The organism is [Rhizobium] kunmingense (assembly GCF_977018605.1).
On sequence record NZ_CDRNXG010000001.1, the window covers coordinates 750,800 to 777,350 of the forward strand.

Here is a 26,551-nt window from a genome sequence, read left to right on the forward strand (position 1 = left end):
AACCCCTCAAAAAAGCAATTCTCGTGCCAGATGCGCTGAAGGCTCCCCAATGTACGGCGGAGCGTGGGTTTTTTGGAGTTTAGCGTTTACCATGGGTTTAACTGCCAGCCTCTTTCTGCGACAGACCCAATCGCTCGTCATGACCCCGCAGCTGATGCAGTCGATCCAGCTGCTGCAGATGACGCATTTCGAACTGAACCAGTTCATCGCCCAGGAACTGGAAAAGAACCCGCTGCTTGAAATTGCGCCATCCGACAATGAATCTGGCGCGGATTTAGGCCATAACGCCGGCGGCGGTGAGGGCGCATCCAACGAGACAGACAGTCAGGACTGGCGCGACAGCGGCGAGATGATGCCCGGTGGCGAGATCGTCATTGGCGACACATTCAACGACAGCCTCGACGGCGGCTCCGAAAACGTGTTTCCGGACGATCAGCCTGATCGCCGGGCAGATGCGCCGGAACTTCTCGGCCAATGGAAATCCATGCCGGGAGGAGAAGCCGGCGACGACTACGACCTCGAAGATTTCGTCGCCGGCGAGACCAGCCTGCGTACCCATGTCGAACGCCAGCTACCTTTCGCGCTCAAGCTTCCTGCCGACCGGCTTATCGCCCATCATCTTGTCGACCAGCTTGACGATGCCGGCTATCTGCAGGCCGACCTTGGAGAGGTCGCATTGAAGGTCGGCACGAATATCGCGCATGTGGAAGAGGTACTTGCCACCCTGCAGACACTCGATCCTCCTGGTATATTCGGCCGCTCGCTGGGCGAATGTCTGGCCATCCAGCTGCAGCAGAGGGATCGGCTCGATCCGGCCATGGCCACACTGGTCGCGCATCTGGAGCTTCTGGCGAAGCGTGATTTCGCCAATCTGCGCAAACTGTGCGGCGTCGATGACGAAGATCTGATCGACATGTTGGCGGAAATCCGCAAGCTGAACCCGAAGCCGGGCGCCGACTTTGCCAGTCACGTAGCGGACGTGATCTCGCCCGACATCGTCGTGCGGCCCGCCAATGGCGGCGGGTGGACGGTCGAACTCAACCCCGACACCCTGCCCCGCGTGCTGGTCAACCAGTCCTATTTCCAGACGGTTTCGAAAACCTGCCCGAAGAACAGCGACGACTACGCTTTTCTCTCCGATTGCCTACAGAACGGCAACTGGCTGACCCGCAGCCTCGACCAGCGCGCCAAGACGATCATGAAAGTAGCGACCGAGATCGTGCGCCAGCAGGACGCATTCCTGATCAACGGCGTCAACCATCTGCGGCCGCTCAACCTGAAAACCGTCGCCGAGGCGATCAAGATGCATGAATCGACGGTGAGCCGGGTTACCTCGAACAAATACATACTGACGCCGCGCGGCATGTTCGAGCTGAAATATTTCTTCACCGTATCGATCGGATCCGCGGACGAAGGTGGCGACAGCCATTCCGCAGAAGCCGTGCGCCACAAGATCAAGACCCTGATTTCACAGGAGGCATCCGATTCTGTCCTATCCGACGACGATATCGTGATCAGCCTAAAGCAGGCGGGTGTCGATCTTGCACGACGCACGGTTGCGAAGTACCGCGAAGCGATGAACATTCCCTCCTCGGTCCAGCGCCGTCGCGAAAAGCGAGCTATCGCTAGAGCTGCAACGGCGTGAACCGCACCATTCATTTCGCGTCAAGGGTGCATTGACATCCCCTCCCGGCACGGTTAGAAGCCCGCCTCGGCTGAACGGGGACCTTCGCGGCAGAGCACGCCCACCAGTAGTGATAATTTACCGCAATTGGTGCGAGCGACTTTCATGCAGGAGCGGCTTGGCGTAGACTGGAATACGCAAGTCACGACAAGAAGGAATAATTCCATGAGTGTACGCGTATCCGGTAAGCATATGGAAATCGGAGATTCTTTCCGTCAAAGGATCGAAGACCATATCGGGGAGGCGATTACCAAATACTTCGACGGCGGCTATTCCAGCCAGGTCATCGTCGAGAAATCCGGGCCACGTTTTTCAGCTGACTGCAAGGTGCATCTCGATACCGGCATCGTGCTTCACGCAGCCGGCCAGGCAAACGATCCCCAGGGAAGTTTCGACGCTGCCGCAGAACGCATCGAAAAGCGCCTGCGCCGCTACAAGCGCCGCCTGAAAGACCACCATGCCGGCAATACGACCAACGGTTTCTCCGAAGTTGCCTATACCGTGATGGACCGCGTTCCCGATGAAGAGGACGAGGTCCCGGACGACTTCGCTCCGACGATCGTTGCAGAAAGCACCAAGCAGCTTCGCACCATGACCGTTGCGACAGCTGTCATGGCACTCGATATGACCGACGAGCCGGTGTTCCTCTTCCGCAGCCCGGGAGATGACAAGCTCAACATCGTTTACAGACGCCACGACGGCAATATTGGCTGGATCGACTCCACCAATATGAAGAACTAAAAACTCGGGAGGCGTCGGCAACGGCGCTTCCCCTGCCCTTCGCGGCAAAAAGGAAGATAACGAATGGCATTGGCAGATCTGCTGCATCAGGACGCGATTATCCCTGCCTTGAAAGCGACCTCCAAGAAACAACTCCTGCAGGAATTGGCCGTGAAAGCGGCCAAGCTGACAGGCGTTCCGGAGCGGGAAATCTTCGACGTCATCTTGCAGCGCGAGCGGTTGGGTTCTACCGGCGTCGGTCACGGCATCGCGATCCCGCATGGCAAGCTTGCCGGTATTTCCTCGATCCGCGGCATTTTTGCACGGTTGGAAAGCCCTGTCGATTTCGAGGCCCTCGATGACGAGCCGGTCGATCTCGTCTTCCTGCTGCTGGCACCGGAAGGTGCCGGTGCCGATCATCTGAAAGCCTTGTCGCGCATTGCCCGCGTGCTGCGCGACCAGGACCTGGTGGCCAAGCTGCGCCAGACGGATTCCGCATCCGCCATCTACGCCTTCCTCAACGAGGAACAGGCCAACAACGCCGCTTGATCGCGGCGTTCACTTCCCTTCGGAATAGATCTGATTGTTCAGCAGGCGAGGTCGGCGACGACCGCGTCGAGGATGAGCATGCCCTTCGGCGTGCAGCGGAGGCGGGAGTTGCCGAGGCGCTCGATAAACCCGTGTTCCAGTAAAGTCTGCTCGCGCACCGGATCCGGGTCGCGGCCAGAGAGTTCCTGCCAACGGGCAAGGTCTACGCCTTCCTTCAGGCGGAGGCCCATCAGCAGCAGTTCGTCGGCCTGTTCTTCATAGCCGAGTGTTTCCTGCTCGATCATGCCGTGGCCCTGCGCCTCGACCAGATCAAGCCAGCCTTCCGGGCGGCGCTCGGTCGAGGTGGCGATCTTGCCGCGGCCGCGCGTCAGCCTGCCATGCGCGCCGGGGCCGATGCCTGCGTAATCGCCATAGCGCCAATAGGTCAGGTTATGGCGGCTTTCGGCGCCGGGGCGGGCGTGGTTGGAGACTTCGTAAGCCGGCATGCCGTACCGTTCGGTAATCTCCTGTGTCGCCTCATAGAGAAGCGCCGACTGGTCGCCATCCGGAACGATCAGCTTGCCTGCCTTGTGCAGACCGTAGAAGGCGGTCCCCTCCTCGATCGTCAGCTGATAGAGCGACAGATGATCGACCGCATAGGAGATTGCCTCCTTCAGCTCCGCCTCCCATGCCTCAACGGTCTGTTTCGGGCGGGCATAAATCAGATCGAAGGACATGCGCGGAAAAATTTCGCGCGCGAGACGGATCGCCTTCAGCGCATCGGCCACGTCATGCAGCCGGCCGAGGAATTTGAGATCGGCATCGTTGAGCGCCTGCACGCCCATGGAGACACGATTGACGCCGGCTGCCCGATAGCCGCGAAACCGCTCAGCCTCGACGCTTGACGGGTTGGCCTCCATGGTGATCTCGATACCGTCCGGAACGTTCCAGTGGCGGGCGATACCGTCGAGGATCGCTTCCACGGTCGCCGGGTCCATCAGCGACGGCGTGCCGCCGCCGAGGAAAATGCTGGTGACGACCTTTGGGCCACTCATCCGCCGCACCGTTTCCATCTCTTTCAGGAAGGCTGCGGCAAAGCGGGCCTGATCGACCGGCTGGTGGCGGACGTGGCTGTTGAAATCGCAATAGGGACACTTGGCCGCGCAGAACGGCCAATGGACGTAAACGCCGAAGCCCGGCTCTCCCGTATCGGGCAGAAGCGTATCGGACGGAAAGGTGGCAACGGCGTTCAAGTGGTTCAGGCCTCCAGGCAGGTCTCGACGAAGACCTTGAATGCGCGGGCACGGTGGGAAAGCGCATGCGCATCGCCCGGCTTCCAGCCGTGCTTTTCCTCGCTGGTCATTTCGCCGAAGGTCGTCTCGTAGCCTTCAGGCTGGAAGATGGGGTCGTAGCCGAAGCCGGCCGTGCCGCGCGGCGGCCAGGCGATCATGCCCTCGACCTCGCCCCGGAACAGCTCGACATGGCCATCCGGCCAGGCAAGGCAGAGCACGCTGACGAAACGGCAGGTGCGCTTGTCCGGCGTTGCGGCGCCCGCGTCCTGCAAAGCCGTCTCGACCTTCTGCATCGCCATCTGAAAATCGCGGCTGCCATCTTCGCGCTCGGCCCAGTTGGCCGTATAGACGCCCGGAGCACCACCCAGGGCATCGATGACAATACCGCTGTCATCCGACAGAGCCGGCAGACCGGAGGCCTTGGCGGAGGCGAGCGCCTTGATCGTGGCGTTCTCCTCGAATGTCGTGCCGGTCTCGTCGGGTTCCTCGAACTTCAGCTCGGCGGCGGACTTGGCCGAGAAGCCGAAGGGACCGATCAGCTCGGCGATCTCCTTGATCTTGCCGGCATTGTGGCTGGCGACAACGATCGTCTTTGTGTCGAGCTTGCGCATGGGCTACTTCCTCAGGCGATCGCCGCCTTCTGCATTTCCACCAGTTCCCTGACACCGTCATTGGCGAGACCGAGGAGCTGCAGCAGTTCTTCCTGGGTAAACGGCTTGCCTTCGGCGGTGCCCTGGATCTCGACGATACCGCCAGAACCGGTCATGACGAAATTCGCATCCGTCTCGGCAGCGGAATCCTCCAGATAGTCCAGATCGATGACCGGCTGACCGGCGAAGATGCCGCAGGAGATGGCCGCGACGTGATCCTTCAGGACCTTGTCGAGCTTGATCATCGAGCGGGTTTCCATCCACTTCAGGCAATCGTAAAGCGCGATCCAGCCGCCGGTGATCGAGGCGGTGCGGGTGCCGCCATCGGCCTGGATGACATCGCAGTCGATGGTGATCTGCTTTTCGCCAAGCGCTTCGAGATCGACGACGGCGCGCAGTGAGCGGCCGATGAGACGCTGGATTTCCAGCGTACGACCGCCCTGCTTGCCCGACGAGGCTTCGCGGCGCATGCGATCGCCGGTGGCGCGGGGCAACATGCCGTATTCGGCGGTAACCCAGCCCTTGCCGGTGTTGCGCAGCCACGGCGGCGTCTTTTCTTCAAGGCTTGCGGTGCACAGGACATGCGTGTCGCCGAACTTCACCAGACAGGAGCCTTCGGCATGCTTGGAGAAGTTGCGCTCGAAGGACACTTTGCGCATCTGGTTTACTGGTCTGCCTGAAGGCCGCATGGATCACTCCCTGGTATTGGTCTGCCGCTTGTCGAGACGAAGATTTTTCGCGCGATGCGGCGTTACCCGCCTTCTAAGGTCGTCCCGCGCGATTTGCAAAGAAAAAGCCCCACAGGGCATGACCAAGCGACAATCGGATCGATTGATCGCGATTTCCGGTTTGAGACGGCATTTCCAATGACTATATCTGGAAGACAACCAAAATCGGGATGATGACAGGAATGGTGTTTTCGGCAGCTTTGGGCATGGATGCCGGTTCGATGCTTGACGATCGCTCGCGCGAGATCTTTCGCCGCATCGTGGAAAGCTATCTGGAGAACGGCGAGCCGCTCGGATCGCGCAACCTGTCCCGCCTTCTTCCGATGTCCCTGTCGCCCGCTTCCGTGCGCAACGTGATGAGCGACCTGGAACAGCTCGGGCTGATCTATTCACCCCATATCAGCGCCGGCCGGCTGCCGACGCAGAGCGGTCTGCGTTTCTTCGTCGATGCCTTCATGCAGACCGGCAATCTGTCCGACGAGGAGCGCTCCGCCATCGACCGGCAGATCCGTCCTGCCAATCGCGACCAGACGCTGGAAAACCTGATGGCGGATGCCAGCCTGATGCTGTCGGGCGTTTCGCGCGGCGCCGGCATCGTCATCACGACGAAGAGCGACCCCGTACTCAAACATGTGGAATTCATCCGGCTGGAGCCGACAAAGGCGCTGGCCGTTCTTGTCGGCGATCATAACCAGGTCGAAAATCGCATCATCGAGCTGCCGGCAGGCGTCACCTCCTCGCAATTGACCGAGGCTGCCAATTTTCTCAACGCTCACCTGACCGGCCAGACATTGCCGGAATTCCGCGGCCAGATGAAGACGCTGAAGCAGGAGGTGCAGAGCGAGGTCGATGCGCTGGCGCAGGACCTGATAGAACGTGGTCTCGCCGTCTGGTCGGGCGATAGCGAAGAGGGCAAGCCAACCCAGCTGATCGTACGAGGACGCGCCAATCTTCTTGAAGGTCTCGGCGAGCCGTCCGACCTCGACCGCCTGAGGCTGCTGTTCGACGACCTGGAGAAGAAGGACAGCCTGATCGAGATCCTCGAACTGGCCGAGGCCGGACCGGGGGTACGCATCTTCATCGGTTCGGAAAACAAGCTGTTCTCTCTCTCCGGTTCGTCGCTGATCGTCGCGCCCTACCGTGATGGTGACGACCGGATCGTCGGCGCAGTCGGGGTGATCGGCCCAACACGGCTCAATTATTCCCGCGTCGTGCCGATGGTCGACTACACGGCTCAGCTGATCGCACGGCTTTCGCGCGGCTCGATATGATCGGAAATCGCCGCAAGCCTTGATTTTTCCGCGCCGAACCTCGATATCGGGCGCAAATTCCTGAACAGAAGTAATCGGAGAACGTCATGACCGACGATACCAACAAGACTGGCCCTGACGCAGCTGCCGCCGAGAGCGTGGATGCCGTGAATGCCGCTCTTAACGGCGCAGCCGAGCAGGATGCCGCCGAGACCCCGGCCGCAGAACCCGATCCGATCGAGGCGGTGAAGGCCGAGAATGCCGAACTGCGTGACCGTTTTCTGCGTCTTGCCGCCGAAATGGACAACCTGCGTCGCCGCACCGAGCGTGACGTGAAGGACGCCAAGTCCTATTCCGTCGCAGGCTTTGCGCGCGACATGCTGGCCGTGTCCGACAATCTGCGCCGCGCCCTCGATGCCGTTCCGGCAGAGCAGCGTGCCTCGGCGGACGCCACACTCACCACCCTTCTCGAAGGCGTGGAAATGACCGAGCGCGCCATGCTTTCCGCTCTCGAGCGCCACGGCGTGAAGAAGATCGATGCCGAGGGCGAGAAGTTCGATCCCAATTTCCACCAGGCGATGTTCGAAGTGCCGAACCCGGCCGTGCCGAACAACACGGTCATCCAGGTGGTGCAGGCCGGCTTTTCGATCGGCGACCGGGTACTGCGCCCGGCGATGGTCGGCGTCGCCAAGGGTGGCCCGAAGGCGGATGCCGCACCGGGTGATGCCGCAAACGGCAATATCTGATTTCGGAATCTAAAGGAGACGCTACGGCGTCTCCTTTCACATCAGGCACCGCAAACGCGCAGCGAGACCTGCGGCACGCAAGGTGGCTCCTTTGGCGTTAAGGATTTAGTGTGTCGTCTCGAATGTCGAGCTTGCCAGCGACCGGATGAGTTCCAGTTCCTGTTTCAGGTGGAGCCGCGTTCGTCGGTCGGCGTCTGCAAGGCTCGCGCCGCCGTCTTCGGTCAGGGCGAATATGATGTCGAGTTCATCCAGCAGGCCGGGGTCCTTGATCGCCAGCAGGGTGATCACCGCTTTCAGCAGTTTGTCATTGGCTGCTATTCGCGCACGCGCTTCGTCGTTCATGATCTTTCTCCACGCACTGGAAACGAGCATGTAGCGCCTTTCGTCAAAACGGAAGAGGCATGTACCGAAATCCGCTCAAAATCAGCGGTTTCCGCAGCCCTGGCGAGACCTGGATCAGGCCTTGACGACCGTGACGTGTAGCCAGTTCGTCGGATGGCCGTCATAGGCGCCGCCAGACTGTTCGTCGAGCTCAAGCGACGCCCACCCGCATGGCGCATAGGCCGCCCGCAACGATTGTTGCGAAGGATAATTGAAGAAGCGGCCAAGCGCATCATGGCCCTCGCTCTCGCCCGCCTTGAAACTGGCATAGAACATGCCGCAGGGCCGCAGTGCGGCATGAACCTTGAGGAGGATTGCCGGAAGCTCGGCGCGCGGCACATGCAGCAGGCAGGCGCTTGCCCAGATGCCATCGAAGGCGGCGACCATATCGATATCCTGGAAACGGAGCACCGGCACCGGGACACCCAGTCGGATCGCCGCCTGCTCGGCCATCTGCGCGGTTCCATCGGTCGGCGTAACGTCGAAGCCGAGCGCCATCATCCGGGCACTGTCGCGCCCGCTGCCGCAGCCCAGTTCCAATATCCGTGCCGAGGGCGGGAGCCTTGCCAGGAAGCCGTCAAGCCGCGCGTGGCTCACCGTCGATGACCTGCCGGCATAGGCTTCGGCATTGTCTGCGTAAAAGCGGCCGGTCGGGTCGCGCTCGACTGCCACCTTGCACCTATCGCTGCGACAGAAGGAGCTTCGTACCGAAGCCGACAAACACGGTAGCAACGCCGATATCGAGCTTGTGCTTGGCCTTCAGATAGGCCGCCGCCACCTTCGGATGCGTGATCAGCGACACGAGGCAGGCGTAATAGAGCGTCGAGACCGCAATCATCACCGCGATTGCCGCGACGCCAAAGAAAAATGGCGTGCCGGCCGGCATGGTGACGGCAAACAGCGAGGCGACGAACAGCGCCGACTTGGGGTTTGCGAGATTGGTGGCAAGCCCCATTCGATAGGCGGTCTTCAGTGGCACATCGACCCTTGCCGGCGCCAGATCCGGCGTCTTGCGGGCTTTGCGCACATCGAGAAGCACGCGAATGCCAAGCCAGATCAGATAAAGCCCGCCGGCGATCTTCAGCGCGACATAGGCAAAGGGTGCGGCCTGGAACAGCGCATTGATGCCGAGCCAGCCGGCAACACCCCAGCAGAACGTGCCGGTGATCGTGCCCATGGCCGCAAAGATCGCCACCTTGCGCGGCGCCGTCAGGCAATAGCGGATGACGAGAAGCGTGCTCGGCCCCGGCGTCAAGCAGGCGACGCCCCAGATCATTGCCACCGAAAGAAGAAACATGCCTGCGCCCCTTATGCACTACATGTCAACGCAATGCGCCCCCGGACGCATGGCGTCAAGGGGCGATAATCTTTGAAAGCGATGAGTTGCGCAGGCGGCCCGCGGGAGCCGCCCTGCCTTGGATCAGGCGTTGTTCTCGTTGATCAGGCGCTTCAGCAGCTCGACCTCATGGCCAAGCTTCGTGTCGTCGCCGATCAGTTCCTCGATCTTGCGAACCGCATGCAGCACCGTCGTGTGATCGCGTCCGCCGAAACGACGGCCGATCTCCGGGAAGGATCGCGGCGTCATGGTCTTGGCCAGATACATGGCGATCTGGCGCGGCTTGACGATGACGCGGGTACGACGGTTCGACACCAGTTCCTGGCGCGAGACGTTGTAGTGACGGGCGACGATGCGCTGAATGTCCTCGATGCGGACACGCCTTGCCTCACCGGCACCGACCAGATGCGCCAGAAGCTCATCAACGCGTTCGATCGACAAGGACGGCTCGAAGGAGCGGCGGAACAGGAGCTGGTTGAAGGCGCCTTCCAGCTCGCGGCCGCTGCTTGCGACATTGCGGGCGACGTGGCTGAGGATCTCGACCGGAATGTCCAGCGACGGATCATCCTGCCGGGCAACCTCGAGGCGGCCTTGCAGCATTTCCAGACGCATGTCGTATTCTGGCGATTCCAGCTCGATCGCAACACCGCCCTGAAGACGCGAACGAACGCGCGGATCGAGCGATTCCAGCTCCCAGGGGGCACGGTCGGCTGCGACGACGACCTGCTTGGCGCTGTCGAGCAACATGTTCAACAGATGGCAGAACTCGTTCTGGATCATCTTGCCCTGCAGGAACTGCATGTCGTCGATGATCAAGAGATCGATGTTGCGCAGGCTATCCTTCAGCGTCAGCGCGTCATTGTCGCGGATCGCGGTGGCGAAACGCCACATGAAGTATTCGGCCGTCAGATAGACAACGCGCGGATTGCGGGCGCTGCCGACGGCAGCGTTGGCGATCGCCTGCAGAAGGTGGGTCTTGCCGAGGCCGACATTCGAATGAATGAAGAGCGGATTGAAGCGTACGGCGCCAGCGCCGGCTTCGGCGATCGTCTTGGCCGCAGCAAGCGCCACGCGGTTGGACGAACCCTCGATATAGGTGTCGAACGTGTAGCGGCTGTCGAGCGGCGAGCCGAAAAGCGGCCCGGACTGTGACATGCCGCGTGCCGTGGCCGGTGCGGCCGTTGGCGCCGGGAAGGACGCGATCTTGCCGATCTCGCGCGGCTGCGACGAAACGCGGCCCGCGTTTGCCGTCGCGCCGGACGCGTTCGCCACGGAGCGCTCTTCAGCGACTGCCGTCGGACGCGTGGTGCGGCTTGCCGTCCGCACCAGGATCTCGACTTTCAGGATTTCCTTGTCTTCCGTCTGGAAGATGGACGTGATCAGGTCAAGATAGCGATTGTTGATCCAGGACTTCAGGAAGGTCGTCGGTACCGTGAGGCGAACTACGCTCTTGGAAACCGAATGGAGTTTAAGACGCGCAAACCAACTTGCATAAACATCCTGACCGACCTGTGCCTTCAACCGCGCACTAAACCGCTCGAAAAGAGCATCATGCTGCATTTCTGCTGTTTCCCCTGCCGCTTGGGAGCAAACTGAATCGAACCCCTGCCGTGCATGGTCCCCATTGCCAATTGCACGAGCCGATACGGTATTCATCTGCATTATTTGCCGCCTTTTGAATGGACCTGGCGACCGTCATGCCGCCAGGGAAAACTTTGTTATAAAAACGAACTCATCCCTCCCCCGGTTAGGGAAAGCGCACTCGTTCGCTCATGCATGCAGCTTCATCCGCCAGAATGAAACCAGTTGCCGGACCGCCTCGTAAACAGCCGGCATGGGCGGTGTCCCCCGCCAGTCTTGCGCCTCATCCTCGTCATGAGCCGCGGTCAATCCTTGTGCCCGCCATCAGCGATCAAGCCGATGTCAGGGCGCAAATCGACTGCCTTCGAAAAACACTGCTGTTTTTCGTTTTGCAACCGACGGTATATGGAGAACGGGAATGTAGCTCCCGCCGCAAGAAGCAAAAAGCTAATACATCCGTCCCTTGGAGAGACCGTCTGTGAAAGCTTCTGAAGTAATTCCCCATGCCCTTGCTGGAGGCCATTTAGGCAGGATCACCTGGCAAGATCAACAGCGTTTTTTAGCCAAAGTCGGGGGCTGGCCGTTGACTCTTGCCGCGCGATTTGAATGCCGCGGACATCCAAAAAAAGAATCGCTGTTGAATCAATGAGATTCAATTTTGGCCACTGCCGGAGCGCGCGATTCACAGGAAAAATAAAAATTTGCTTGACTCTATTTTGTCGCCCGAAAGCCCGCCGTCACTGAAGGCTAAATGCCAAAATTCCCGCGTAAGCCACTAATATAACTGCATTTTCTTCGTCATGCCGATGACACGAAACCGTTATTGAGCCGAGCAACGAACAATCGTCAAGGTAGAATCGCAGAAAGCCCGGTCGGGTGACCAGGCTTTCAGGAAATCAAAATTTAGATAGCCGGCTTAGGCGGAAAGTGCCTTCACGCGAGCAGCAAGACGGGACACCTTGCGGGATGCCGTGTTGCTGTGAAGGACGCCCTTGTTTGCAGCGCGGGCGATTTCCGGCTGAGCAACCCGGAGGGCTTCTGCAGCAACCGCTACGTCACCCGTTGCGATGGCTTCTTCAACCTTGCGGATGAAGCCACGAACGCGCGAGCGACGGGACTTGTTGACTTCAGTGCGGCGAGCGATCTTGCGGGTCGCTTTTTTCGCCGAAGTTGTATTGGCCATTTCATGCCTCTCTACGAATTCGAACCAACACTCCACCGTTGCCGCCGGTCATGCGACCCATCATCCAGCAATTCGGGAGCAATAGAGGAAGCCGTGAAGAGGCTTTCCCAACTGTGGGCGGGCATATAGCGGGAATACCCGCCCCAGTCAACGCGCTTTTTGATACCCTAGCGGTTGGAAAAGGCGGGTTTGCGCTTTTCCACGAATGCAGCCATGCCTTCCTTCTGATCCGCCGTGGCAAACAGCGACTGGAACAGCCGCCGCTCGAACCTCAGTCCTTCGGCAAGCGTCGTCTCGAAAGAGCGGCTGACCGCCTCCTTGGCCATCAATACGGCGCCCCTCGGGAAGCCGGCAATCTTCTCGGCCGCAGCAAGCGTCTCGTCCAGCAATTTGTCGGCCTCAACCACACGCGAAACGAGTCCCGCCCGTTCCGCCTCGGCCGCATCCATCATCCGGCCGGTCAGCACCATGTCCATCGCCTTGGCCTTGCCGACGGCGCGCGTCAGGCGCTGGGAGCCGCCGATGCCGGGAATGATGCCGAGGGTGATTTCCGGCTGGCCGAATTTCGCCGTGTCGGCGGCAATGATGAAGTCGCACATCATCGCAAGCTCGCAGCCGCCGCCGAGCGCGAAGCCCGAGACGGCGGCGATCAGCGGCTTGCGAAAGGAGATGACGGCATCCCAGCCGGAGATGAAGTCGCCGACATAGGCGTCGACGAATTCAAGCGCCTGCATTTCCTTGATGTCGGCGCCGGCGGCGAAGGCCTTTTCGGAACCGGTCAGAACGACGGCGGCAACCGTCTCGTCCTTGTCATAAGCGGCAAGCGCTGCCGTCAGCTCGGTCATGACCTGGGAGTTGAGAGCATTCAGCGCCTTTGGTCGGTTCAGCGTGATGATCGCGACCGCGCCGCGGGTTTCCGTCAGTATCGTCTCGAAGCTCAATTCGTCGCTCACCGGTCATATCCTGTTTCTATAGGGCGGCGGGTCTCACTTCTGGCATGCGGGGCAGAAGAAGGTCGACCTGCCGGATTGCGTGATGCGCGAGACCGTACCGCCGCATCCGGGCGTGCGGCAAGCCCCGCCTTCCCTGTCGTAGACCGAGAAGGAATGCTGGAAATAGCCGAGCGAGCCATCCGTCTGGATATGGTCGCGCAGCGATGATCCACCCGCAGCAATAGCATCTGCAATGACTGCGCGGATTGCGTCCGTCAGCCGCAGCAGCTCCTTTTTCGGCTTGGCCGTCGGCGTTACCAGCGTGCCGGACTGGCGTTTGGGGGACAGGTGCGCGCGCCACAGCGCCTCGCAGACATAGATATTGCCGAGCCCGGCAATTACCGTCTGGTCGAGGAGCGCGCCCTTCAAGGGCTGGCTCTTGTCCTTCAGGCGACCGGCCAGATAGTCGGCATCGAGCGCATTGCCGGTCGGTTCCGGCCCGAGTTCGGCAAAGGCCGGATAGAGGTCCAGTTCGCTGCGCTTCCACAAATGCATGAAGCCGAAACGGCGCGGGTCATTGTAGATCACACGCGCCGGTCCCTTCCGGCCCTCCAGCTCGAAGACGACATGATCGTGTTTTTCATCCTTGGAGCGCTTGTGGTGGAAATCGCCCTGCACCTCTTCCTCTATACGGAAAGAGCCGGACATGCCGAGATGGCTGATCAGCGTCAGGTCGTCCTCCAGGTCGATCAGCAGGTATTTGGCCCGCCGCCCGAGGGAAACGATGCCGCGTCCTGTAACGCGAGCCGCGAAATCGTCAGGAAACGGAAAGCGCAGATCCGCGCGATTGACGCGAAGGGCGGCAACGCGCGCGCCTTCCATGGTCGGAGCAAGGCCGCGACGGACGGTTTCCACCTCTGGCAATTCGGGCATGAATACCTAACTTCCTGTTTCAACAACGACGCCGGTGATCTATAGACCGGAACGACAATCTATTCACCCTTCTAGGGGCGACCAGCCAAAAGGCGACCGGGATCCGGTTTTGCCGTGTCTGGACACCCAGGGACCAATGAGTTCAAGGAGCACTCGATGACCGAAGCCCGCACCGGCGCCCACGGCGGAATGGAAACCTCCTACGGCTTCCGTCAGGTGGCCGACGGAGAAAAGCAGGGACTGGTCAACGACGTCTTCCATAAGGTCGCCAAGCGCTACGACATCATGAACGACGTGATGTCGGCAGGCATGCACCGCGTCTGGAAGGACGCGATGATCGCATCGCTCTCGCCGCGCAAGGAAGAGGGCTACAGGACGCTCGATGTTGCCGGCGGTACCGGCGACATCGCGTTCCGCATCGTCGAAGCCTCCGGCCGTAAGGCGCATACGACCGTTCTCGACATCAACGGCTCGATGCTGGCCGTCGGCGCCGAGCGGGCGGCGAAGAAGAAGCTCTCCGCCAATCTCGATTTCGTCGAGGCCAATGCGGAATCGCTGCCCTTCGAGGACAATTCCTTCGACGCCTATACGGTCGCCTTCGGCATCCGCAACGTGCCGCGCATCGATGTGGCGCTGTCGGAAGCCTATCGCGTCCTGAAGCGCGGCGGGCGCCTGCTGGTGCTGGAGTTTTCCGAAGTCGACATGCCGATGCTCGATAAGTTCTACGAGCAGTGGTCGTTCAAGGCGATCCCGCAATTCGGCAAGATGATCACCGGCGAGGCCGAGCCCTACCAGTATCTGGTGGAATCGATCCGCAAGTTCCCGAACCAGGAGAACTTTGCCACGATGATCCGCACCGCCGGCTTTTCGCGCGTGACCTACACCAATTACACGGGCGGCATCGCCGCGCTGCATTCCGGCTGGAAGCTTTGAACGCATGAGCACGATCGGCGCCTATTTCCGGCTCGCCCGTGTCGGCTGGGTCCTCGTTCGAGAAGGCGTGGTCTCCGCGCTGCCGACAGAGGACATGCCGCCGGCCGTTGGCTTCGCCAAGTCGATGCTTGCGCCGTTGACACGCTTTCGCGCCAAGAAACAGGCCCGCAGCGAACGACTGACCCGTGCCGTCGGCCGGCTCGGCCCGTCCTATGTCAAGATCGGCCAGTTCCTCGCCACCCGCCCGGATGTGGTCGGTGTCGACTGGGCCGTCGATCTCGCCATGCTGCAGGACCGGATGGCCTTCTTCCCGACGACTGCCGCGAAGTCCGCGATCCAGACCTCGCTCGGCCGGCAGATCGAAGATCTCTATACATCCTTCGAAGAGCCGATCGCGGCCGCCTCCATTGCCCAGGTTCATCCGGCGACGGTCAAGGGCAAGAAGATGGCCGTCAAGGTGGTGCGCCCCGGCGTGCGCCAGCGCTTCGCCCATGACATCGAGGGAATGTATGTGGTTGCCCGCATGCAGGAACGCCTGATGCCGTCGAGCCGACGCCTGCGCCCGATCGAGGTGACGCGGACGCTCGAGCAGACGACCAAGATGGAAATGGACCTGCGTCTCGAGGCCGCCGCTCTTTCCGAAATATCCGAGAACACGAAGGATGATCCCGGCTTCCGTGTGCCGGAGGTCGACTGGGAGCGCACCGGCCGCGACGTCATCACCATGGAGTGGATCGACGGCGTCAAGATGAACGACATCGCGGCGCTGCGCGAGGCTGGCCACGATCTCGAAAAGCTTGCCGAAGTGCTGATCCAGTCCTTCCTGCGGCACACGCTGCGCGATGGCTTCTTCCACGCCGACATGCATCCGGGCAACCTTTTCGTCGAGCGCGACGGCACGATCGTCGCCGTCGACATGGGCATTACCGGGCGGCTGGGGAAGAAGGAGCGGCGGTTCCTTGCCGAGATCCTCTACGGCTTCATCACCCGCGACTACATGCGCGTCGCCGAGGTGCATTTCGAAGCCGGTTACGTACCTGGCCATCACGACGTCGCAGCCTTTGCCCAGGCGATCCGCGCCATCGGCGAGCCGATCCACGGCCAGCCGGCCGAGACGATCTCCATGGCACGGCTTCTCGCCCTGCTTTTCGAGGTTACCGACCTTTTCGAGATGCAGACGCAGCCGCAGCTGATCCTGCTGCAGAAGACCATGGTGGTGGTCGAGGGCGTGTCGCGCATGCTCAACCCGCGTTTCAACATGTGGAAGGCGTCCGAAGCCGTCGTCGGAGACTGGATCCGCGACAATCTCGGCCCCAAGCGTATCCTGTCCGACCTCAAGGACGGCGCCAAGGCTGCGGTCAAGCTGGCCGAAGCCATGCCGGAAATCGCGTCCAAGACCGAAACCCTGCACCGCGAACTCGTCAACATGAGCGAGAACGGCCTGCGCTTCGATGCCGATACGGCGGACGCGATCGGCAAGGCGGAGGCGCGCCACAGCCGTTACGGCCGGTTGGCGCTCTGGGTCATCGCACTGTCGCTGCTCTATATCGCCATCACGCTCTGACCAGCCGAAGCGCGACATGAATATGCGCTTTTCGGCATAGCCGCCGGCCATGCCGCTCGCATAGTCTTGCAGCATGGCAAAGCAGACATCAGACCCGAAAGTGTCCATCGAACTGAGCGGCCAGCCGCTCGGTTTTGCAGAACTCCTGGTGATCGGCGAAGGTCATGCCGCCGTCAGCGCCGATCCGCTCGGCATGGCGCGGGTGGCCGCCGCGCGCGGCGTTCTGGAACAGGCGATCGTGGACGGCCTGCCCGTCTATGGCGCAACGACCGGCGTCGGCGCCATGAAGGATGTCGCATGGTCGGCGGATGAACTCGACCAGTTCAACATCGGCCTCGTGCGTGCCCACCATTTCGGTACCGGCGATGCTTTCCCGACATCCGTCGTGCGCAATGCAATCGCGCTCCGGGTCAACACGGCGCTTACCGGCTATGTCGGCTGCACGCCGGATCTGGTCGGAAGTTATCTCGCTCTTCTGTCCGCCGATGTCATCCCGGTCGTACGGCGCACCGGCTCGATCGGCTGTGCCGATATCGGGCTGATGGGTCAGATCGGCGCGGTGCTTACCGGCGTCGGCGAGGCCGTCTACCAAGGTCGCCGCATGCCGGCGGCAGAGGCTTTCCAGGCCGCCGGCATTTCGCCGCAGCGCATGGCGCCGCGCGACAGCCTCGCCTCGCTCAGCGTCAACGCCGTCAGTTTCGCGGCCGCGGCGCGGGAGGTCAGAGGCGCAGCCGGCGCCCTGCGCGTGCTGCTCGCCACCGGACTTTCGGCCGCCGGCGCCATGGGCGCTTCGCGCGATCCCTGGCTTGCCGTCACCCATGTGGGCACGGCGCGGGAGGCGATGATCGGCTCGTGGCTTCTCAACGCCTCGCAGGGCTGGGCATGGCCGAGCGGCACGCATGTGCAGGACCCGCTCAGCATCAGGATGATGGGACAGGTCTTCGGCTCCGTCTTCGAGAGCCTGCTTTCCTCCGGCCACAAGATCCTCGCCGCCACCGGCCGATCCGACGACAATCCCGTCATCGTCGACGGGCGGGTGCTGACCTCAGGCGGCTCTCTGCCGCTCGATGTCACGGTGCTGATGGAATCGGCCGTGCTGTGCATGGCGCATGCGGCGCGCAATGCATTCAACCGCTGCGTCCTGCTCGGCAACGGCCAGCGCCGCGACCTGCCGGTCAACCTCGTGCCGCCGGGCGTCATCGCCACCGGCTTCGGCCCGATCATCAAGCTTGCGGGCGAAATCTTCTCGCGGGTGCTGTCGATGAGCAATCCGGTTTCGGCCCAGTCGCTGGTGGTCGCCGGCGGGATGGAAGATGAAGCTGCCTTCCTGCCGCTTGTCGTCGAGCGGTTCGAGCGGCAGGTCACGGCGCTGAGGCGCCTGGCGGCGCTCGAAGCGCTGCTGGCAGCACAGGCGATGGATATTCACCGTGACGAACCGCGCGGTGCCGTCGGTCTCGTCTACGAGGTGGTGCGCAAGCATGCCGCCTTCTACACAATCGACCGGGCGCTCTCGGCCGAGGTCGAGGCGATCGAGGAGGAGCTTGCCTCGGATGACTTCCTCGCCCGGCTCATCGCGATTTCGCCGATCCATGCGATCGACGATTTCTTCGCGCTTGGCGGTTTCGGCATGCAGGGACTGGACGCGTAACCGCGTTTTGATCGCAAAGGCCCGTTTTCCAGGTCTTTCGCCACACCGGCACCGCAGCCAAGCCTTTATTCCGCCAGCTTCTTCAGACTTTCTTAAAGGAATACTTTCCTTTTCCTGTCTCTTCTCGGAGATTGCCCATGGCGCTCGGCCCCACGCAACGGCTGAAGGACGGCATTGCCGCCGTCGAAACCATGACCCGGTTCGCGCTCGCCGTGCTGGCGCTGGCATCCGGTGTCTATACCTATCTCGGCGTCCGCTCGATCCTCGACGGCTCGCCGACCGGCGTCTTCTTCGCCGCGATCATCTATTCCGTCTCGGTCTCGGTCGGCATCTATGCCTTCTGGTCCTACATGGCGCGCTTCTACCCGCATATCACCAACCGCACCGGCAAGACGGCGATGCTGTTCGTCATGGCCTGCGGGGCTGCGATGATCCTTGCCATGTCGAGCTGGCTGAATGCCGCAGCGCTGGCCGGCTCCGCCGCGGTCGAGCAGCACCTTGCCGAAACCGTCGAGGGCTATACGTCGGATCTCGACCGTGCCCACCAGAATGCGCTCGCCGCCCAGAGCCTGCTTCCGGATATCCAGCGCGCGGCGGAACGCTTCTCCCAGCTTGCCGCCGTCGAGCGGCAATCGGGATCGCTGACCGGCACGACGGGATCGGGCAGCGTCGTACAGCTACTGTCCCAGATGTCCGGCCAGATGCGATCGCTTGAAGCCGGCATCAACGCCTCGCGTGAACAGGTCACCGAACTGTTCGAACAGGGCCAGACACGGCTGGAGACGATGCGCACGCTGCTCTCCTCGCCCGGCCGCATCGAGCCGCGCGCCGACCAGTTTTCCACCGAAGCGGTGGCGCTCACCGGGGTCATTTCCTCGCTCGCCCAGACCTCGATCGCCCCTTCGATCCGCCGTGCCGCCGACGATCTGTCGCTCGGCTTCATCGCACCGGTTGCCGATGGGGCGGATCCCAATCTGATCAACCGCCAGGATCAGGTAATGGAAACGGTCAGGGCCTCGGTCGCCGCGCAATCGCGCGCCCTGGCGAGAGCTGCCGACGAGATCCTTGCCCGCGCTCCGGTCGGCGAGCGCCGTTTCGTGCCTCTGTCTTCCGCCGAGGCCGTGCTGCACTATGCACAGGACTTCATTCCCGCCTGGGCCGGTGCGATATCGATCGACCTCCTGCCGGGCGTGATGGTGTTCATCCTTGCCGTCGCGCATGCCTCGATCCGCCGCCAGGAAGAGCAGCTTCCCTATGCCGAGCGCATCACCGCCGGCGAGTTGCTGCGTGCAATGGAGGTGCAGCAGGCACTGGCCGCAAGAGGTGTCGATCTGGAGACCGCAGTCGCCAATGCAAAGCCTCGCAAACCCGAATTTAAGGGCAGCGAAGCCGAAAAAGAGGACAAACGCGAGGACGAGTCCCGGTCTGCAGACGGTGGGCAAGAGACCAGCGCCGAGGACGAGCCGAACAACATCACCAATCTCGATGCCCGCTCTCGCGGCAGGGACCGGCTGAATGAAGATCGGTGACGCCATCCGACGCATCGACGACGGCGTGCTGATGCGCGCCGTCTTCTATCTGCTGATCGCGGCATCGGCGACCTTCCTTGTCGTCGACATGCGCGAGATCACTGCCGCGAATGCCGAACTTCCGGGCAGCGCGCTTCCCGGCTTCGACCCGATGCGTGACGGCCAGCCCGTCCTGCCTCCGGCGCTGACCGACGGCCGCCCGGCGTCACCGCCGGTCGAGCCGTCGAGCCCGAGCGAAGTGTTGCGCAAGGCGATGACCTTCGACCTTCGCCCCGGCGGGGTGCTGGTGGCGGAAGGCACGATCGATCCCGGTGCAGCCACCCGTTTTTCTGCCGAGATCGAGGCGCGTGGCGAATATGTGAAGACCGTGCAGCTTAATTCTCCCGGCGGTTCGGTGGAGGATGCGATCGCCATGTCTAAGCTGATCCGTGAAAAGGCGTTGCAAACGAAAGTCGCGTCGCGGGCGCTCTGCGCCTCTTCCTGCCCGATCGTGTTGGCCGGCGGGGCGACACGTGTCGCCGAGACGGATGCGGTGATCGGCGTGCATCAGGTCTTCAACGGCAGCCGCGAACGGCCGTCCGCAGAACAGGCCATGTCATCGGCGCAATCGACGACCGCGCGCGTTGCCCGGCATCTGGAGGAGATGGGGATCGGCTCCGGCCTCTGGCTGCATGCCCTGGAGACGCCGCCCGACCGGCTCTACTATCTGACCGAGAAGGAAATGACGGATTTTCGCCTCGTCACGCAGCCGATCGCGGCCGCCGAGGCGAAGGGCTAGCCTCCAACCCCGGCACGCCGGTTAGCGCCTATCCCTTGATCTCGCGTTCGCAAAAGGTGATGCGGTTGCTGAATGGATCGATGACCGTGACCTCCAGTCCCCAGGGCGCCTGTTCCAGCCCCGGCCGCATATAGGGATAGTTCTTGCCGATCAGCTCCTTCTGAAACGCCGCCGCGCCCGTCATCGGCACGAAGACGCGCGCACCCGGCGAGGCGTCGCCGGCATGTTCGGACAGATGGATCAGCATGCCGCTGCGCGACATCTGACAATAGAGCGGCGCGTTCGGCCCGAAACGATGTTCCCAATCGACGGCAAAGCCCAGGAAATCGCGGTAGAATTCCATCGCTTTCGCCACATCGAAGATGCGGAAGATCGGGATTGCCGGCTGGATCGAGATAGGGGCCGTTCGCTCGGACGGCGCGCCAGCATCGATCTTGGCGGAAAGCACGTTCCAGTCGTCATAGCCGAACTGGGCGGCGATGAGTTCCAAAGCCTTGCTGTGGGGAATATCGATTGCCTGTTCGGCCAGCGCCTCGCGCAGGCTCTTGGCCATCAGTTTCGCGTCGCGGAAATCGCGCATGTCATCATCCTTCCAATGGACGAACTCTTAAGATCAGTGCCCGCATTGCTGATCCGTTCGTCATCATTGTCGGGATGGCAAGGATGATGGTCGGGGGATGTATTCACCATGGCGAAACGCCGCGGGCGGCTGGCCACATCCGGCCGAAACGAATGCTATCCGAGCGCGTTGCATGGGGCAAGCGGCCGGCACCGTCCACCACACAGGCCGAAAGTCGATTGCAACTTGCCCGCCAAGACCTTAGCTTCCGGCCAGTTTCCGATACCGAGTACAGCCATGGACCTTTCCGGCAAGCGCATTCTCCTGATCATTTCCGGCGGCATCGCGGCCTATAAAAGCCTCGATCTGATCCGTCGCCTGCGCGAGCGTGGCGCAGACGTGCGGCCGGTGATGACCAGGGCGGCGCAGGAATTCATAACCCCGCTTGCCGTCGGCGCGCTGTCCTCCGGCCACGTCTATACCGACCTGTTTTCGCGCGAGGACGAGCAGGATGTCGGCCATATCCGGCTGGCGCGCGACTGCGACCTCGTGCTGGTCGCACCGGCAACCGCCAATCTGATGGCGAAGATGGCGCATGGACTGGCCGATGACCTGGCCAGTGCCGTGCTGCTGGCCACAGACCGGCCGGTGCTGATCGCGCCCGCGATGAACCCTAAGATGTGGGATGCTGCCCCGACGCGGCGCAATGTCGAAACACTGAAAGGCGATGGAATTCGCTTCATCGGCCCGATGGCCGGCGAGATGGCGGAAAGCAACGAGGCTGGCACCGGCCGCATGGCCGAGCCGCTGCAGATCGTCGATGCGGTGATCGGCATGCTGGATGATCGCGCAAGGCCGCTTGCGGGCCGCAAGGCGATTGTCACCTCCGGCCCGACGCATGAGCCGATCGACCCGGTGCGCTACATCGCCAACCGCTCCTCGGGTAAGCAGGGGCATGCGATTGCCGCCGCCCTGGCGAAGCTCGGCGCCGACGTCACCCTCGTCTCCGGCCCGGTGACAATCCCGGATCCGGCCGGCATGCGCGTTGTGCATGTGGAAACAGCAGCCGACATGCTGGACGCGGTCACAAGCCGCCTGCCTGCCGATATCGCGGTAATGGTGGCGGCCGTCGCCGACTGGCGTGTCGTGAGCGAGGCCGGACAGAAAATCAAGAAACAGCCCGGATCGACCCCTGCCCCGCTACAGCTGACCGAAAACCCGGATATCCTGAAAACCGTCGGTCATCACAGGCAGCGCCCGGCGCTGGTCGTCGGCTTTGCCGCCGAGACGCAGGATGTCGAGGCGAACGGCCGCGCCAAGCTGGAGCGCAAGGGAGCCGACATGATCGTCGCCAACGACGTCTCGCCGCAGACCGGCATCATGGGCGGCAGCCGCAATCAGGTGAAGATCATTTCCGCCAACGGCATCGACGCCTGGCCCGATCTCTCCAAGGACGAGGTTGCCGATCGGCTGGCGGCGCTGATCGCGTCCCGCCTGCCGAACTGATCGAGGGGACCCGATGAGCCTGTTTTCCCAGCATGGTTTCGACGCCTTCGTGGAAGCCTTGCCCGGCACATCGGTCGTGGATCAATGGGGCTCACATGTCGCCAAGGTGGGCGACAAGGTCTTCACCTTGCTCGGTGAAGGCCGTGTGGTCGCCAAATGCAGCGAGGAAAGTTTCGAGATCCTGACCGCGCTGGACGGGATCGGCCAGGCTCCCTATTTCGCCAAGCGCAAATGGGTGGAGATCACGTCCGACTCGCCGCTTTCCGAAGAGGAGGTGGCGTACTACCTGGGACGGTCCTATGAACTTGTGGCCGCGGGGCTGACCAGGAAGCTTAGGCAAGAGTTGGGGATCACGCTGCCTGACGCATGACGTCAGGCATTTGGCAGCCTCACGTCAGGCAGCCTTATCGAGAAGTCTCGGCTGGAACAGCAGGGCCTGCATCCCGTCCGGGCACACACGCACGGCGCTTCCGTCGGGAATTTCCACCCAGGTATCGGCTTCGTCGTTCAGCGGTTCGGAGACGAGGCAATAGCCGCTCTTTGCCCCGGCCGACCCACCCATTGGCGCTGCATAGAGCGTCGGCGGCTTGTGATCGGTGGCATAGCGGACGGCGTAGAGCTGCCGGCCATTGGAGAAACAGGCGGTGAAGCGCACCAGCGCCGCTCCCGATTTCTCCATCGAAAGCGACTCGACAATGGCAATCGCCTGTTCCATGGCACCGAGCGGATCTGTATCGAGGCCGAATTGCAGAGCGAGCAGGAAGATCATCTCGCTATCGGTGGTGCCGGTGCGCGCACCGAACAGATCGTCCGACAACAGCGCCTCCAGCGGCCGGCGGATGCGCTCGAAATTGGCAATCTGGCCATTGTGCATGAAGGACCAGTGGCCGTTTACGAAAGGATGACAGTTGTCGCGGCGGGTGGCGCCAGTGGTGGCGGCACGCACATGGGCGAGAAACAGCGGCGAGCGGATCTGCCGCGCCAGGCTTCTCAGATTACAGTCGGACCAGGCCGGAAGCACATCGCGGTAGCGACCCGGCTCTGGCCGGTCGCCATACCAGGCGATGCCGAAACCATCGCCGTTGGTGGCCGTCTTGGCGCGGGTGGCGCAATGGGATTGTTCGATCAGCGAATGGGCTGGCGACGAAACGAGTTCTTCCAGATAAAGCGGTTCCCCGCGATAGGCTGCCCAACGGCACATGGCTGCTGCTGCTCCGATTGGGACCGCTGTCCGGCGCGGCCCGTACTGACGAAAGGTCGATGCATTCGGCTAATGATTGGTTAAGCTAGCAGTATTCGTGACGAAATTGCGACGGCAAATGCTTCACGTTTTGCAACGCCGATTAAGACTGTGTCCATGCTGCAACGGCCCAACGGAATAAGGTGGCGGGGCGCAGCAATGGTACGCAACGGCAGCACCCCGCCACCGTGCCCCGGTGGGCCGATCTGTGGCGACAACGTGGCGTCAAGGGTTGCCGCCACGAGCCGCTGACCTATCTAGTTACCCATGTCGCAAAAAGCACAGCCTACCACCGGCCTACAACCGGATGGATTTCTGTCGTCCGAAGCCGAGCTTTCGGGCCTTCTCAATAATTTCGACCGCTACGCCCTGTTTCTCGATATCGACGGAACCCTGATCGATCTTGCGGCAACCCCTGACGGTATCGTCGTGCCTGCGCATCTGCCGGCCGATCTCGACCTCCTGTCGAAAAAATTCGGTGGCGCGCTGGCGCTGGTCACCGGCCGCGCACTTGCCTATGCGGACCGACTTTTTTCACCACACGAATTTCCGATCGCCGGCCTGCATGGTGCGGAACAGCGCATGTCGGACGGCACGGTCGAGCGCGTGACGGTTACGCCGGAATTCGAAGCCCTGAAGGCCCGCCTTGCAGAAAAGGCATCCGGCTGGAATGGCGTGCTGATCGAGGACAAGGGGGCAGCCGTCGGCGCTCACTACCGGCAGGCGCCGGAACGGCAAGCCGAGCTCGAAGCGCTGATGGAAGAGGCGGCGAAAGAGGCCGGCGAGAATTTCAAGCTGCAACGCGGCAAGATGGTGATCGAGCTTCGGCCCGCGCGCGCCAGCAAGGGCGAGGCTTTGAAGGCCTTTCTCGCAACCGCGCCTTTTGCCGGCCGGTTGCCGGTCGCCATCGGTGACGATCTGACCGACGAGGCGATGTTTTCGGTTGCCAATTCGCTCGGCGGCTTTTCGGTTCGGATCGGCGACGAGACGCTTGCCGATGGCAGCATCACTGCGGCCAGCATGCTGCTGCCGTCGGCCGCGCAGCTTCGCACCATTCTTGCCGGCCTTGCACACTGACATGCCGCGCGTGCTGTCGTGCCTCGCCGCCCAATCAATACTTGAAAGGAATTTGCCTTGAGCCGACTTGTGGTCGTTTCCAACCGTGTCACCATCCCGAAGAAAGCGGGCGATGCTCCTGCCGGCGGGCTTGCCGTCGCACTGCAGGCCGCGCTTGAAGAGCGCGGCGGCATCTGGATGGGCTGGTCGGGCAAATCCAGCGGCGACCGTGAACCGGAAAAAATGGATATTCTGGAACACGGCAATATCACCTATGCCCTGACCGACCTGACCGACACCGATGTCGAGGAATATTACCACGGTTTCGCCAACCGGGTGCTCTGGCCGATCTGTCACTACCGGCTGGATCTGGCCGAATATGCCCGCAAGGAAATGGCCGGCTATTTTCGCGTCAACCGCTTCTTCGCCCACAAGCTGGCGCCGCTCTTGAAAGAAGACGACATCATCTGGGTGCACGACTACCATCTGATCCCGCTTGCGGCCGAGCTTCGGCAGATGGGCTTCAAGAACAAGATCGGCTTTTTCCTGCATATACCCTGGCCGCCGGCCGACGTGCTGTTTGCCATGCCGGTGCATGAGCAGATCATGCGGGGCCTGTCTCAATACGATCTCGTCGGCTTCCATACCGATTTCGACCTGGACAATTTCGGCGGCGGGCTGGTGCGCGAAGGCATCGGCGAGCGTCTGGATGGCGGGAAAAAATTCTCAAGCTACGGCCGCACCTTCAAGGGCGGCGCCTATCCGATCTCCATCGAGACAAAGGCCTTCGCCCAGTATGCGGTGAAATCCTCGCGCAACGCGATGGTGAAGAAGGCGCACGAGAGCATCGAAGGCCGCGACCTGATCATCGGCGTCGACCGGCTCGATTATTCGAAGGGCATCACCCAGCGGATCGATGCTTTCGAGAAATTCGTCATCACCAACCCGGCATACCAGAACAAGGTGACCTACCTCCAGGTGACGCCGAAATCGCGCTCGGAAGTGCCGGAATACGAGCAGATGCAGCGTACGGTGGCCGAACAGGCCGGCCGCGTGAATGGCGCGCTCGGCCAGGTGGACTGGACGCCGATCCGCTATGTCAACCGCTCGATCGCCCGTCCGCTGCTCGCCGGCCTCTACCGGCTGGCGAAGATCGGCCTCGTGACGCCGCTGCGCGACGGCATGAACCTTGTCGCCAAGGAATATGTCGCGGCGCAGGACCCCGAGGATCCGGGCGTGCTGGTTCTCTCCCGTTTTGCAGGTGCCGCCCGCGAACTGCAGAGCGGCGCACTGCTGGTCAACCCCTATGACATCGAGGGGACCGCCCATGCGATCGCCCGCGGCCTCAGCATGTCGCTTGAGGAACGCAAGCAGCGCTGGCGCTCGATGATGGACCAGCTGGAGGAATACGACATCAGTCGCTGGTGCGACGACTTCCTGAAGGATCTGACCTCGGACTGACCAAGGAGCATTTGACTTCGCAGCGCCGCCGGATTTGTCTGGCGGCTCAGCTTTTCAACGGGAGATCAACATGAAGATCAGTGCACGCAACCGGTTCAAGGGCAAGGTCATCGACGTCACGATGGGCGCCACAACGGCGCATGTCCGTATCGACCTCGGCGAAGGTCTCATCGTCACATCGTCCATCACCAATGAGGCCGTGGCAGAACTTGGACTTGTCGTCGGATCGGATGCGTATGCGGTCATCAAGGCATCCGACGTCATGGTTGCCGTCGACTGACGCTCTTACGGGGCGATTATATCGCCCCGTAATGCGGCATGTCGCGCAAGCCG

General features: G+C 62.0%; 27 protein-coding genes. 15 read left to right on the forward strand and 12 right to left on the reverse strand.

The window, feature by feature from the left end:
* The first annotated feature begins 91 nt into the window (after positions 1 to 91).
* The 3 genes from rpoN (at position 92) to ptsN (ending at position 2,953) form a co-directional block, all read left to right on the forward strand.
* Positions 92 to 1,645: an RNA polymerase factor sigma-54 gene (gene rpoN, locus AC0JZ4_RS03795; RefSeq protein ID WP_471885113.1), complete on the forward strand. Its 1,554-nt coding sequence runs from the start codon at positions 92 to 94 to the stop codon at positions 1,643 to 1,645.
* Positions 1,646 to 1,849: 204 nt separating this feature from the next.
* Positions 1,850 to 2,425 carry a ribosome hibernation-promoting factor, HPF/YfiA family gene (gene hpf / locus AC0JZ4_RS03800; RefSeq protein ID WP_471887776.1) on the forward strand — a complete coding sequence of 192 codons (576 nt, stop codon included), beginning with the start codon at positions 1,850 to 1,852 and terminating at the stop codon, positions 2,423 to 2,425.
* Between the two features lie 63 nt (positions 2,426 to 2,488).
* Positions 2,489 to 2,953, forward strand: coding sequence for a PTS IIA-like nitrogen regulatory protein PtsN (gene ptsN / locus AC0JZ4_RS03805; RefSeq protein WP_471885114.1), 465 nt, complete (start codon positions 2,489 to 2,491; stop codon positions 2,951 to 2,953).
* A gap of 38 nt (positions 2,954 to 2,991) precedes the next feature.
* On the opposite strand, the gene hemW is transcribed toward ptsN, so the two are convergent.
* From hemW to rph, 3 genes are read right to left on the reverse strand one after another with little or no spacing between them, the layout of a single operon-like run.
* On the reverse strand, positions 2,992 to 4,185 hold the full coding sequence (gene hemW, locus AC0JZ4_RS03810) for a radical SAM family heme chaperone HemW (protein WP_471885115.1): 1,194 nt from the start codon (positions 4,183 to 4,185) through the stop codon (positions 2,992 to 2,994).
* 5 nt (positions 4,186 to 4,190) lie between these two features.
* A complete protein-coding gene (rdgB, locus tag AC0JZ4_RS03815) occupies positions 4,191 to 4,835 on the reverse strand; it encodes an RdgB/HAM1 family non-canonical purine NTP pyrophosphatase (RefSeq protein ID WP_471885116.1) in 645 nt (214 codons plus the stop codon).
* 11 nt (positions 4,836 to 4,846) lie between these two features.
* Entirely contained in the window at positions 4,847 to 5,563 is a 717-nt protein-coding gene (gene rph / locus AC0JZ4_RS03820) for a ribonuclease PH (RefSeq protein WP_471885117.1), read from the reverse strand.
* A gap of 221 nt (positions 5,564 to 5,784) precedes the next feature.
* On the opposite strand from rph, the gene hrcA reads away from it, so the two are divergent.
* Positions 5,785 to 6,873, forward strand: coding sequence for a heat-inducible transcriptional repressor HrcA (hrcA, locus tag AC0JZ4_RS03825; protein ID WP_471885118.1), 1,089 nt, complete (start codon positions 5,785 to 5,787; stop codon positions 6,871 to 6,873).
* An 86-nt stretch (positions 6,874 to 6,959) separates the two neighbouring features.
* Entirely contained in the window at positions 6,960 to 7,598 is a 639-nt protein-coding gene (gene grpE, locus AC0JZ4_RS03830) for a nucleotide exchange factor GrpE (protein ID WP_471885119.1), read from the forward strand.
* Between the two features lie 105 nt (positions 7,599 to 7,703).
* Here the strand turns inward: grpE and AC0JZ4_RS03835 are convergent, their stop codons facing one another.
* From AC0JZ4_RS03835 to mutM, 7 genes are all read right to left on the reverse strand, one after another.
* Positions 7,704 to 7,940, reverse strand: a complete 237-nt coding sequence (locus tag AC0JZ4_RS03835; RefSeq protein WP_471885120.1) for a hypothetical protein — start codon at positions 7,938 to 7,940, stop codon at positions 7,704 to 7,706.
* Positions 7,941 to 8,054: 114 nt separating this feature from the next.
* On the reverse strand, positions 8,055 to 8,651 hold the full coding sequence (locus AC0JZ4_RS03840) for a class I SAM-dependent methyltransferase (RefSeq protein ID WP_471885121.1): 597 nt from the start codon (positions 8,649 to 8,651) through the stop codon (positions 8,055 to 8,057).
* Between the two features lie 7 nt (positions 8,652 to 8,658).
* Positions 8,659 to 9,276, reverse strand: a complete 618-nt coding sequence (locus AC0JZ4_RS03845) for a LysE family translocator (protein ID WP_471885122.1) — start codon at positions 9,274 to 9,276, stop codon at positions 8,659 to 8,661.
* 123 nt (positions 9,277 to 9,399) lie between these two features.
* Positions 9,400 to 10,977: a chromosomal replication initiator protein DnaA gene (dnaA, locus tag AC0JZ4_RS03850; RefSeq protein WP_471885123.1), complete on the reverse strand. Its 1,578-nt coding sequence runs from the start codon at positions 10,975 to 10,977 to the stop codon at positions 9,400 to 9,402.
* Positions 10,978 to 11,812: 835 nt separating this feature from the next.
* The gene (gene rpsT, locus AC0JZ4_RS03855) at positions 11,813 to 12,079 is read right to left on the reverse strand and encodes a 30S ribosomal protein S20 (protein WP_471885124.1); all 267 of its coding nucleotides are present in this window, start codon (positions 12,077 to 12,079) and stop codon (positions 11,813 to 11,815) included.
* Positions 12,080 to 12,246: 167 nt separating this feature from the next.
* A complete protein-coding gene (locus tag AC0JZ4_RS03860; RefSeq protein ID WP_471887777.1) occupies positions 12,247 to 13,020 on the reverse strand; it encodes an enoyl-CoA hydratase in 774 nt (257 codons plus the stop codon).
* A gap of 45 nt (positions 13,021 to 13,065) precedes the next feature.
* A complete protein-coding gene (mutM, locus tag AC0JZ4_RS03865) occupies positions 13,066 to 13,944 on the reverse strand; it encodes a bifunctional DNA-formamidopyrimidine glycosylase/DNA-(apurinic or apyrimidinic site) lyase (protein ID WP_471885125.1) in 879 nt (292 codons plus the stop codon).
* A gap of 156 nt (positions 13,945 to 14,100) precedes the next feature.
* Between mutM and ubiE the strand changes: the two genes are divergently transcribed.
* The 5 genes from ubiE to AC0JZ4_RS03890 all read left to right on the forward strand — a co-directional run bounded on the left by ubiE (position 14,101) and on the right by AC0JZ4_RS03890 (position 20,396).
* On the forward strand, positions 14,101 to 14,877 hold the full coding sequence (gene ubiE / locus AC0JZ4_RS03870) for a bifunctional demethylmenaquinone methyltransferase/2-methoxy-6-polyprenyl-1,4-benzoquinol methylase UbiE (RefSeq protein ID WP_471885126.1): 777 nt from the start codon (positions 14,101 to 14,103) through the stop codon (positions 14,875 to 14,877).
* A 4-nt stretch (positions 14,878 to 14,881) separates the two neighbouring features.
* Positions 14,882 to 16,441, forward strand: coding sequence for a 2-polyprenylphenol 6-hydroxylase (gene ubiB / locus AC0JZ4_RS03875; RefSeq protein ID WP_471885127.1), 1,560 nt, complete (start codon positions 14,882 to 14,884; stop codon positions 16,439 to 16,441).
* A gap of 73 nt (positions 16,442 to 16,514) precedes the next feature.
* A complete protein-coding gene (locus AC0JZ4_RS03880; RefSeq protein ID WP_471885128.1) occupies positions 16,515 to 18,089 on the forward strand; it encodes an aromatic amino acid lyase in 1,575 nt (524 codons plus the stop codon).
* A gap of 137 nt (positions 18,090 to 18,226) precedes the next feature.
* A complete protein-coding gene (locus tag AC0JZ4_RS03885) occupies positions 18,227 to 19,618 on the forward strand; it encodes a hypothetical protein (RefSeq protein ID WP_471885129.1) in 1,392 nt (463 codons plus the stop codon).
* Entirely contained in the window at positions 19,605 to 20,396 is a 792-nt protein-coding gene (locus tag AC0JZ4_RS03890; protein WP_471885130.1) for a COG3904 family protein, read from the forward strand. The genes AC0JZ4_RS03885 and AC0JZ4_RS03890 overlap by 14 nt, the downstream gene beginning before the upstream one ends.
* Before the next feature lie 28 nt (positions 20,397 to 20,424).
* On the opposite strand, the gene AC0JZ4_RS03895 is transcribed toward AC0JZ4_RS03890, so the two are convergent.
* Positions 20,425 to 20,976, reverse strand: a complete 552-nt coding sequence (locus AC0JZ4_RS03895) for a glyoxalase superfamily protein (protein ID WP_471885131.1) — start codon at positions 20,974 to 20,976, stop codon at positions 20,425 to 20,427.
* A 276-nt stretch (positions 20,977 to 21,252) separates the two neighbouring features.
* On the opposite strand from AC0JZ4_RS03895, the gene coaBC reads away from it, so the two are divergent.
* Both coaBC and AC0JZ4_RS03905 read left to right on the forward strand, forming a co-directional pair.
* On the forward strand, positions 21,253 to 22,461 hold the full coding sequence (gene coaBC / locus AC0JZ4_RS03900; protein ID WP_471885132.1) for a bifunctional phosphopantothenoylcysteine decarboxylase/phosphopantothenate--cysteine ligase CoaBC: 1,209 nt from the start codon (positions 21,253 to 21,255) through the stop codon (positions 22,459 to 22,461).
* Positions 22,462 to 22,474: 13 nt separating this feature from the next.
* On the forward strand, positions 22,475 to 22,831 hold the full coding sequence (locus AC0JZ4_RS03905; RefSeq protein WP_471885133.1) for an MmcQ/YjbR family DNA-binding protein: 357 nt from the start codon (positions 22,475 to 22,477) through the stop codon (positions 22,829 to 22,831).
* A 24-nt stretch (positions 22,832 to 22,855) separates the two neighbouring features.
* Here AC0JZ4_RS03905 and AC0JZ4_RS03910 read toward each other — a convergent pair whose 3' ends face one another.
* Entirely contained in the window at positions 22,856 to 23,662 is an 807-nt protein-coding gene (locus AC0JZ4_RS03910; protein ID WP_471885134.1) for a class II glutamine amidotransferase, read from the reverse strand.
* 306 nt (positions 23,663 to 23,968) lie between these two features.
* Here AC0JZ4_RS03910 and otsB point away from each other — a divergent pair, with 306 nt between their 5' ends.
* From otsB to AC0JZ4_RS03925, 3 genes are all read left to right on the forward strand, one after another.
* The gene (gene otsB / locus AC0JZ4_RS03915) at positions 23,969 to 24,778 is read left to right on the forward strand and encodes a trehalose-phosphatase (RefSeq protein WP_471885135.1); all 810 of its coding nucleotides are present in this window, start codon (positions 23,969 to 23,971) and stop codon (positions 24,776 to 24,778) included.
* A gap of 57 nt (positions 24,779 to 24,835) precedes the next feature.
* On the forward strand, positions 24,836 to 26,218 hold the full coding sequence (otsA, locus tag AC0JZ4_RS03920) for an alpha,alpha-trehalose-phosphate synthase (UDP-forming) (RefSeq protein ID WP_471885136.1): 1,383 nt from the start codon (positions 24,836 to 24,838) through the stop codon (positions 26,216 to 26,218).
* Positions 26,219 to 26,288: 70 nt separating this feature from the next.
* Positions 26,289 to 26,498: a TOBE domain-containing protein gene (locus tag AC0JZ4_RS03925; RefSeq protein ID WP_471885137.1), complete on the forward strand. Its 210-nt coding sequence runs from the start codon at positions 26,289 to 26,291 to the stop codon at positions 26,496 to 26,498.
* The last annotated feature ends 53 nt before the right edge of the window (positions 26,499 to 26,551 follow it).

What these genes read in the sequence shown, in the direction of transcription:
- rpoN (WP_471885113.1), top strand. Translation starts at nt 92, where the DNA reads ATGGGTTTAACTGCCAGCCTCTTTCTGCGACAGACCCAATCGCTCGTC.
- hpf (WP_471887776.1), top strand. Translation starts at nt 1,850, where the DNA reads ATGAGTGTACGCGTATCCGGTAAGCATATGGAAATCGGAGATTCTTTC.
- ptsN (WP_471885114.1), top strand. Translation starts at nt 2,489, where the DNA reads ATGGCATTGGCAGATCTGCTGCATCAGGACGCGATTATCCCTGCCTTG.
- rdgB (WP_471885116.1), bottom strand. Translation starts at nt 4,835, where the DNA reads ATGCGCAAGCTCGACACAAAGACGATCGTTGTCGCCAGCCACAATGCC.
- rph (WP_471885117.1), bottom strand. Translation starts at nt 5,563, where the DNA reads ATGCGGCCTTCAGGCAGACCAGTAAACCAGATGCGCAAAGTGTCCTTC.
- hrcA (WP_471885118.1), top strand. Translation starts at nt 5,785, where the DNA reads ATGGTGTTTTCGGCAGCTTTGGGCATGGATGCCGGTTCGATGCTTGAC.
- grpE (WP_471885119.1), top strand. Translation starts at nt 6,960, where the DNA reads ATGACCGACGATACCAACAAGACTGGCCCTGACGCAGCTGCCGCCGAG.
- AC0JZ4_RS03835 (WP_471885120.1), bottom strand. Translation starts at nt 7,940, where the DNA reads ATGAACGACGAAGCGCGTGCGCGAATAGCAGCCAATGACAAACTGCTG.
- AC0JZ4_RS03845 (WP_471885122.1), bottom strand. Translation starts at nt 9,276, where the DNA reads ATGTTTCTTCTTTCGGTGGCAATGATCTGGGGCGTCGCCTGCTTGACG.
- dnaA (WP_471885123.1), bottom strand. Translation starts at nt 10,977, where the DNA reads ATGCAGATGAATACCGTATCGGCTCGTGCAATTGGCAATGGGGACCAT.
- rpsT (WP_471885124.1), bottom strand. Translation starts at nt 12,079, where the DNA reads ATGGCCAATACAACTTCGGCGAAAAAAGCGACCCGCAAGATCGCTCGC.
- mutM (WP_471885125.1), bottom strand. Translation starts at nt 13,944, where the DNA reads ATGCCCGAATTGCCAGAGGTGGAAACCGTCCGTCGCGGCCTTGCTCCG.
- ubiE (WP_471885126.1), top strand. Translation starts at nt 14,101, where the DNA reads ATGACCGAAGCCCGCACCGGCGCCCACGGCGGAATGGAAACCTCCTAC.
- ubiB (WP_471885127.1), top strand. Translation starts at nt 14,882, where the DNA reads ATGAGCACGATCGGCGCCTATTTCCGGCTCGCCCGTGTCGGCTGGGTC.
- AC0JZ4_RS03880 (WP_471885128.1), top strand. Translation starts at nt 16,515, where the DNA reads ATGGCAAAGCAGACATCAGACCCGAAAGTGTCCATCGAACTGAGCGGC.
- AC0JZ4_RS03885 (WP_471885129.1), top strand. Translation starts at nt 18,227, where the DNA reads ATGGCGCTCGGCCCCACGCAACGGCTGAAGGACGGCATTGCCGCCGTC.
- AC0JZ4_RS03890 (WP_471885130.1), top strand. Translation starts at nt 19,605, where the DNA reads ATGAAGATCGGTGACGCCATCCGACGCATCGACGACGGCGTGCTGATG.
- AC0JZ4_RS03895 (WP_471885131.1), bottom strand. Translation starts at nt 20,976, where the DNA reads ATGCGCGATTTCCGCGACGCGAAACTGATGGCCAAGAGCCTGCGCGAG.
- coaBC (WP_471885132.1), top strand. Translation starts at nt 21,253, where the DNA reads ATGGACCTTTCCGGCAAGCGCATTCTCCTGATCATTTCCGGCGGCATC.
- AC0JZ4_RS03905 (WP_471885133.1), top strand. Translation starts at nt 22,475, where the DNA reads ATGAGCCTGTTTTCCCAGCATGGTTTCGACGCCTTCGTGGAAGCCTTG.
- AC0JZ4_RS03910 (WP_471885134.1), bottom strand. Translation starts at nt 23,662, where the DNA reads ATGTGCCGTTGGGCAGCCTATCGCGGGGAACCGCTTTATCTGGAAGAA.
- otsB (WP_471885135.1), top strand. Translation starts at nt 23,969, where the DNA reads ATGTCGCAAAAAGCACAGCCTACCACCGGCCTACAACCGGATGGATTT.
- AC0JZ4_RS03925 (WP_471885137.1), top strand. Translation starts at nt 26,289, where the DNA reads ATGAAGATCAGTGCACGCAACCGGTTCAAGGGCAAGGTCATCGACGTC.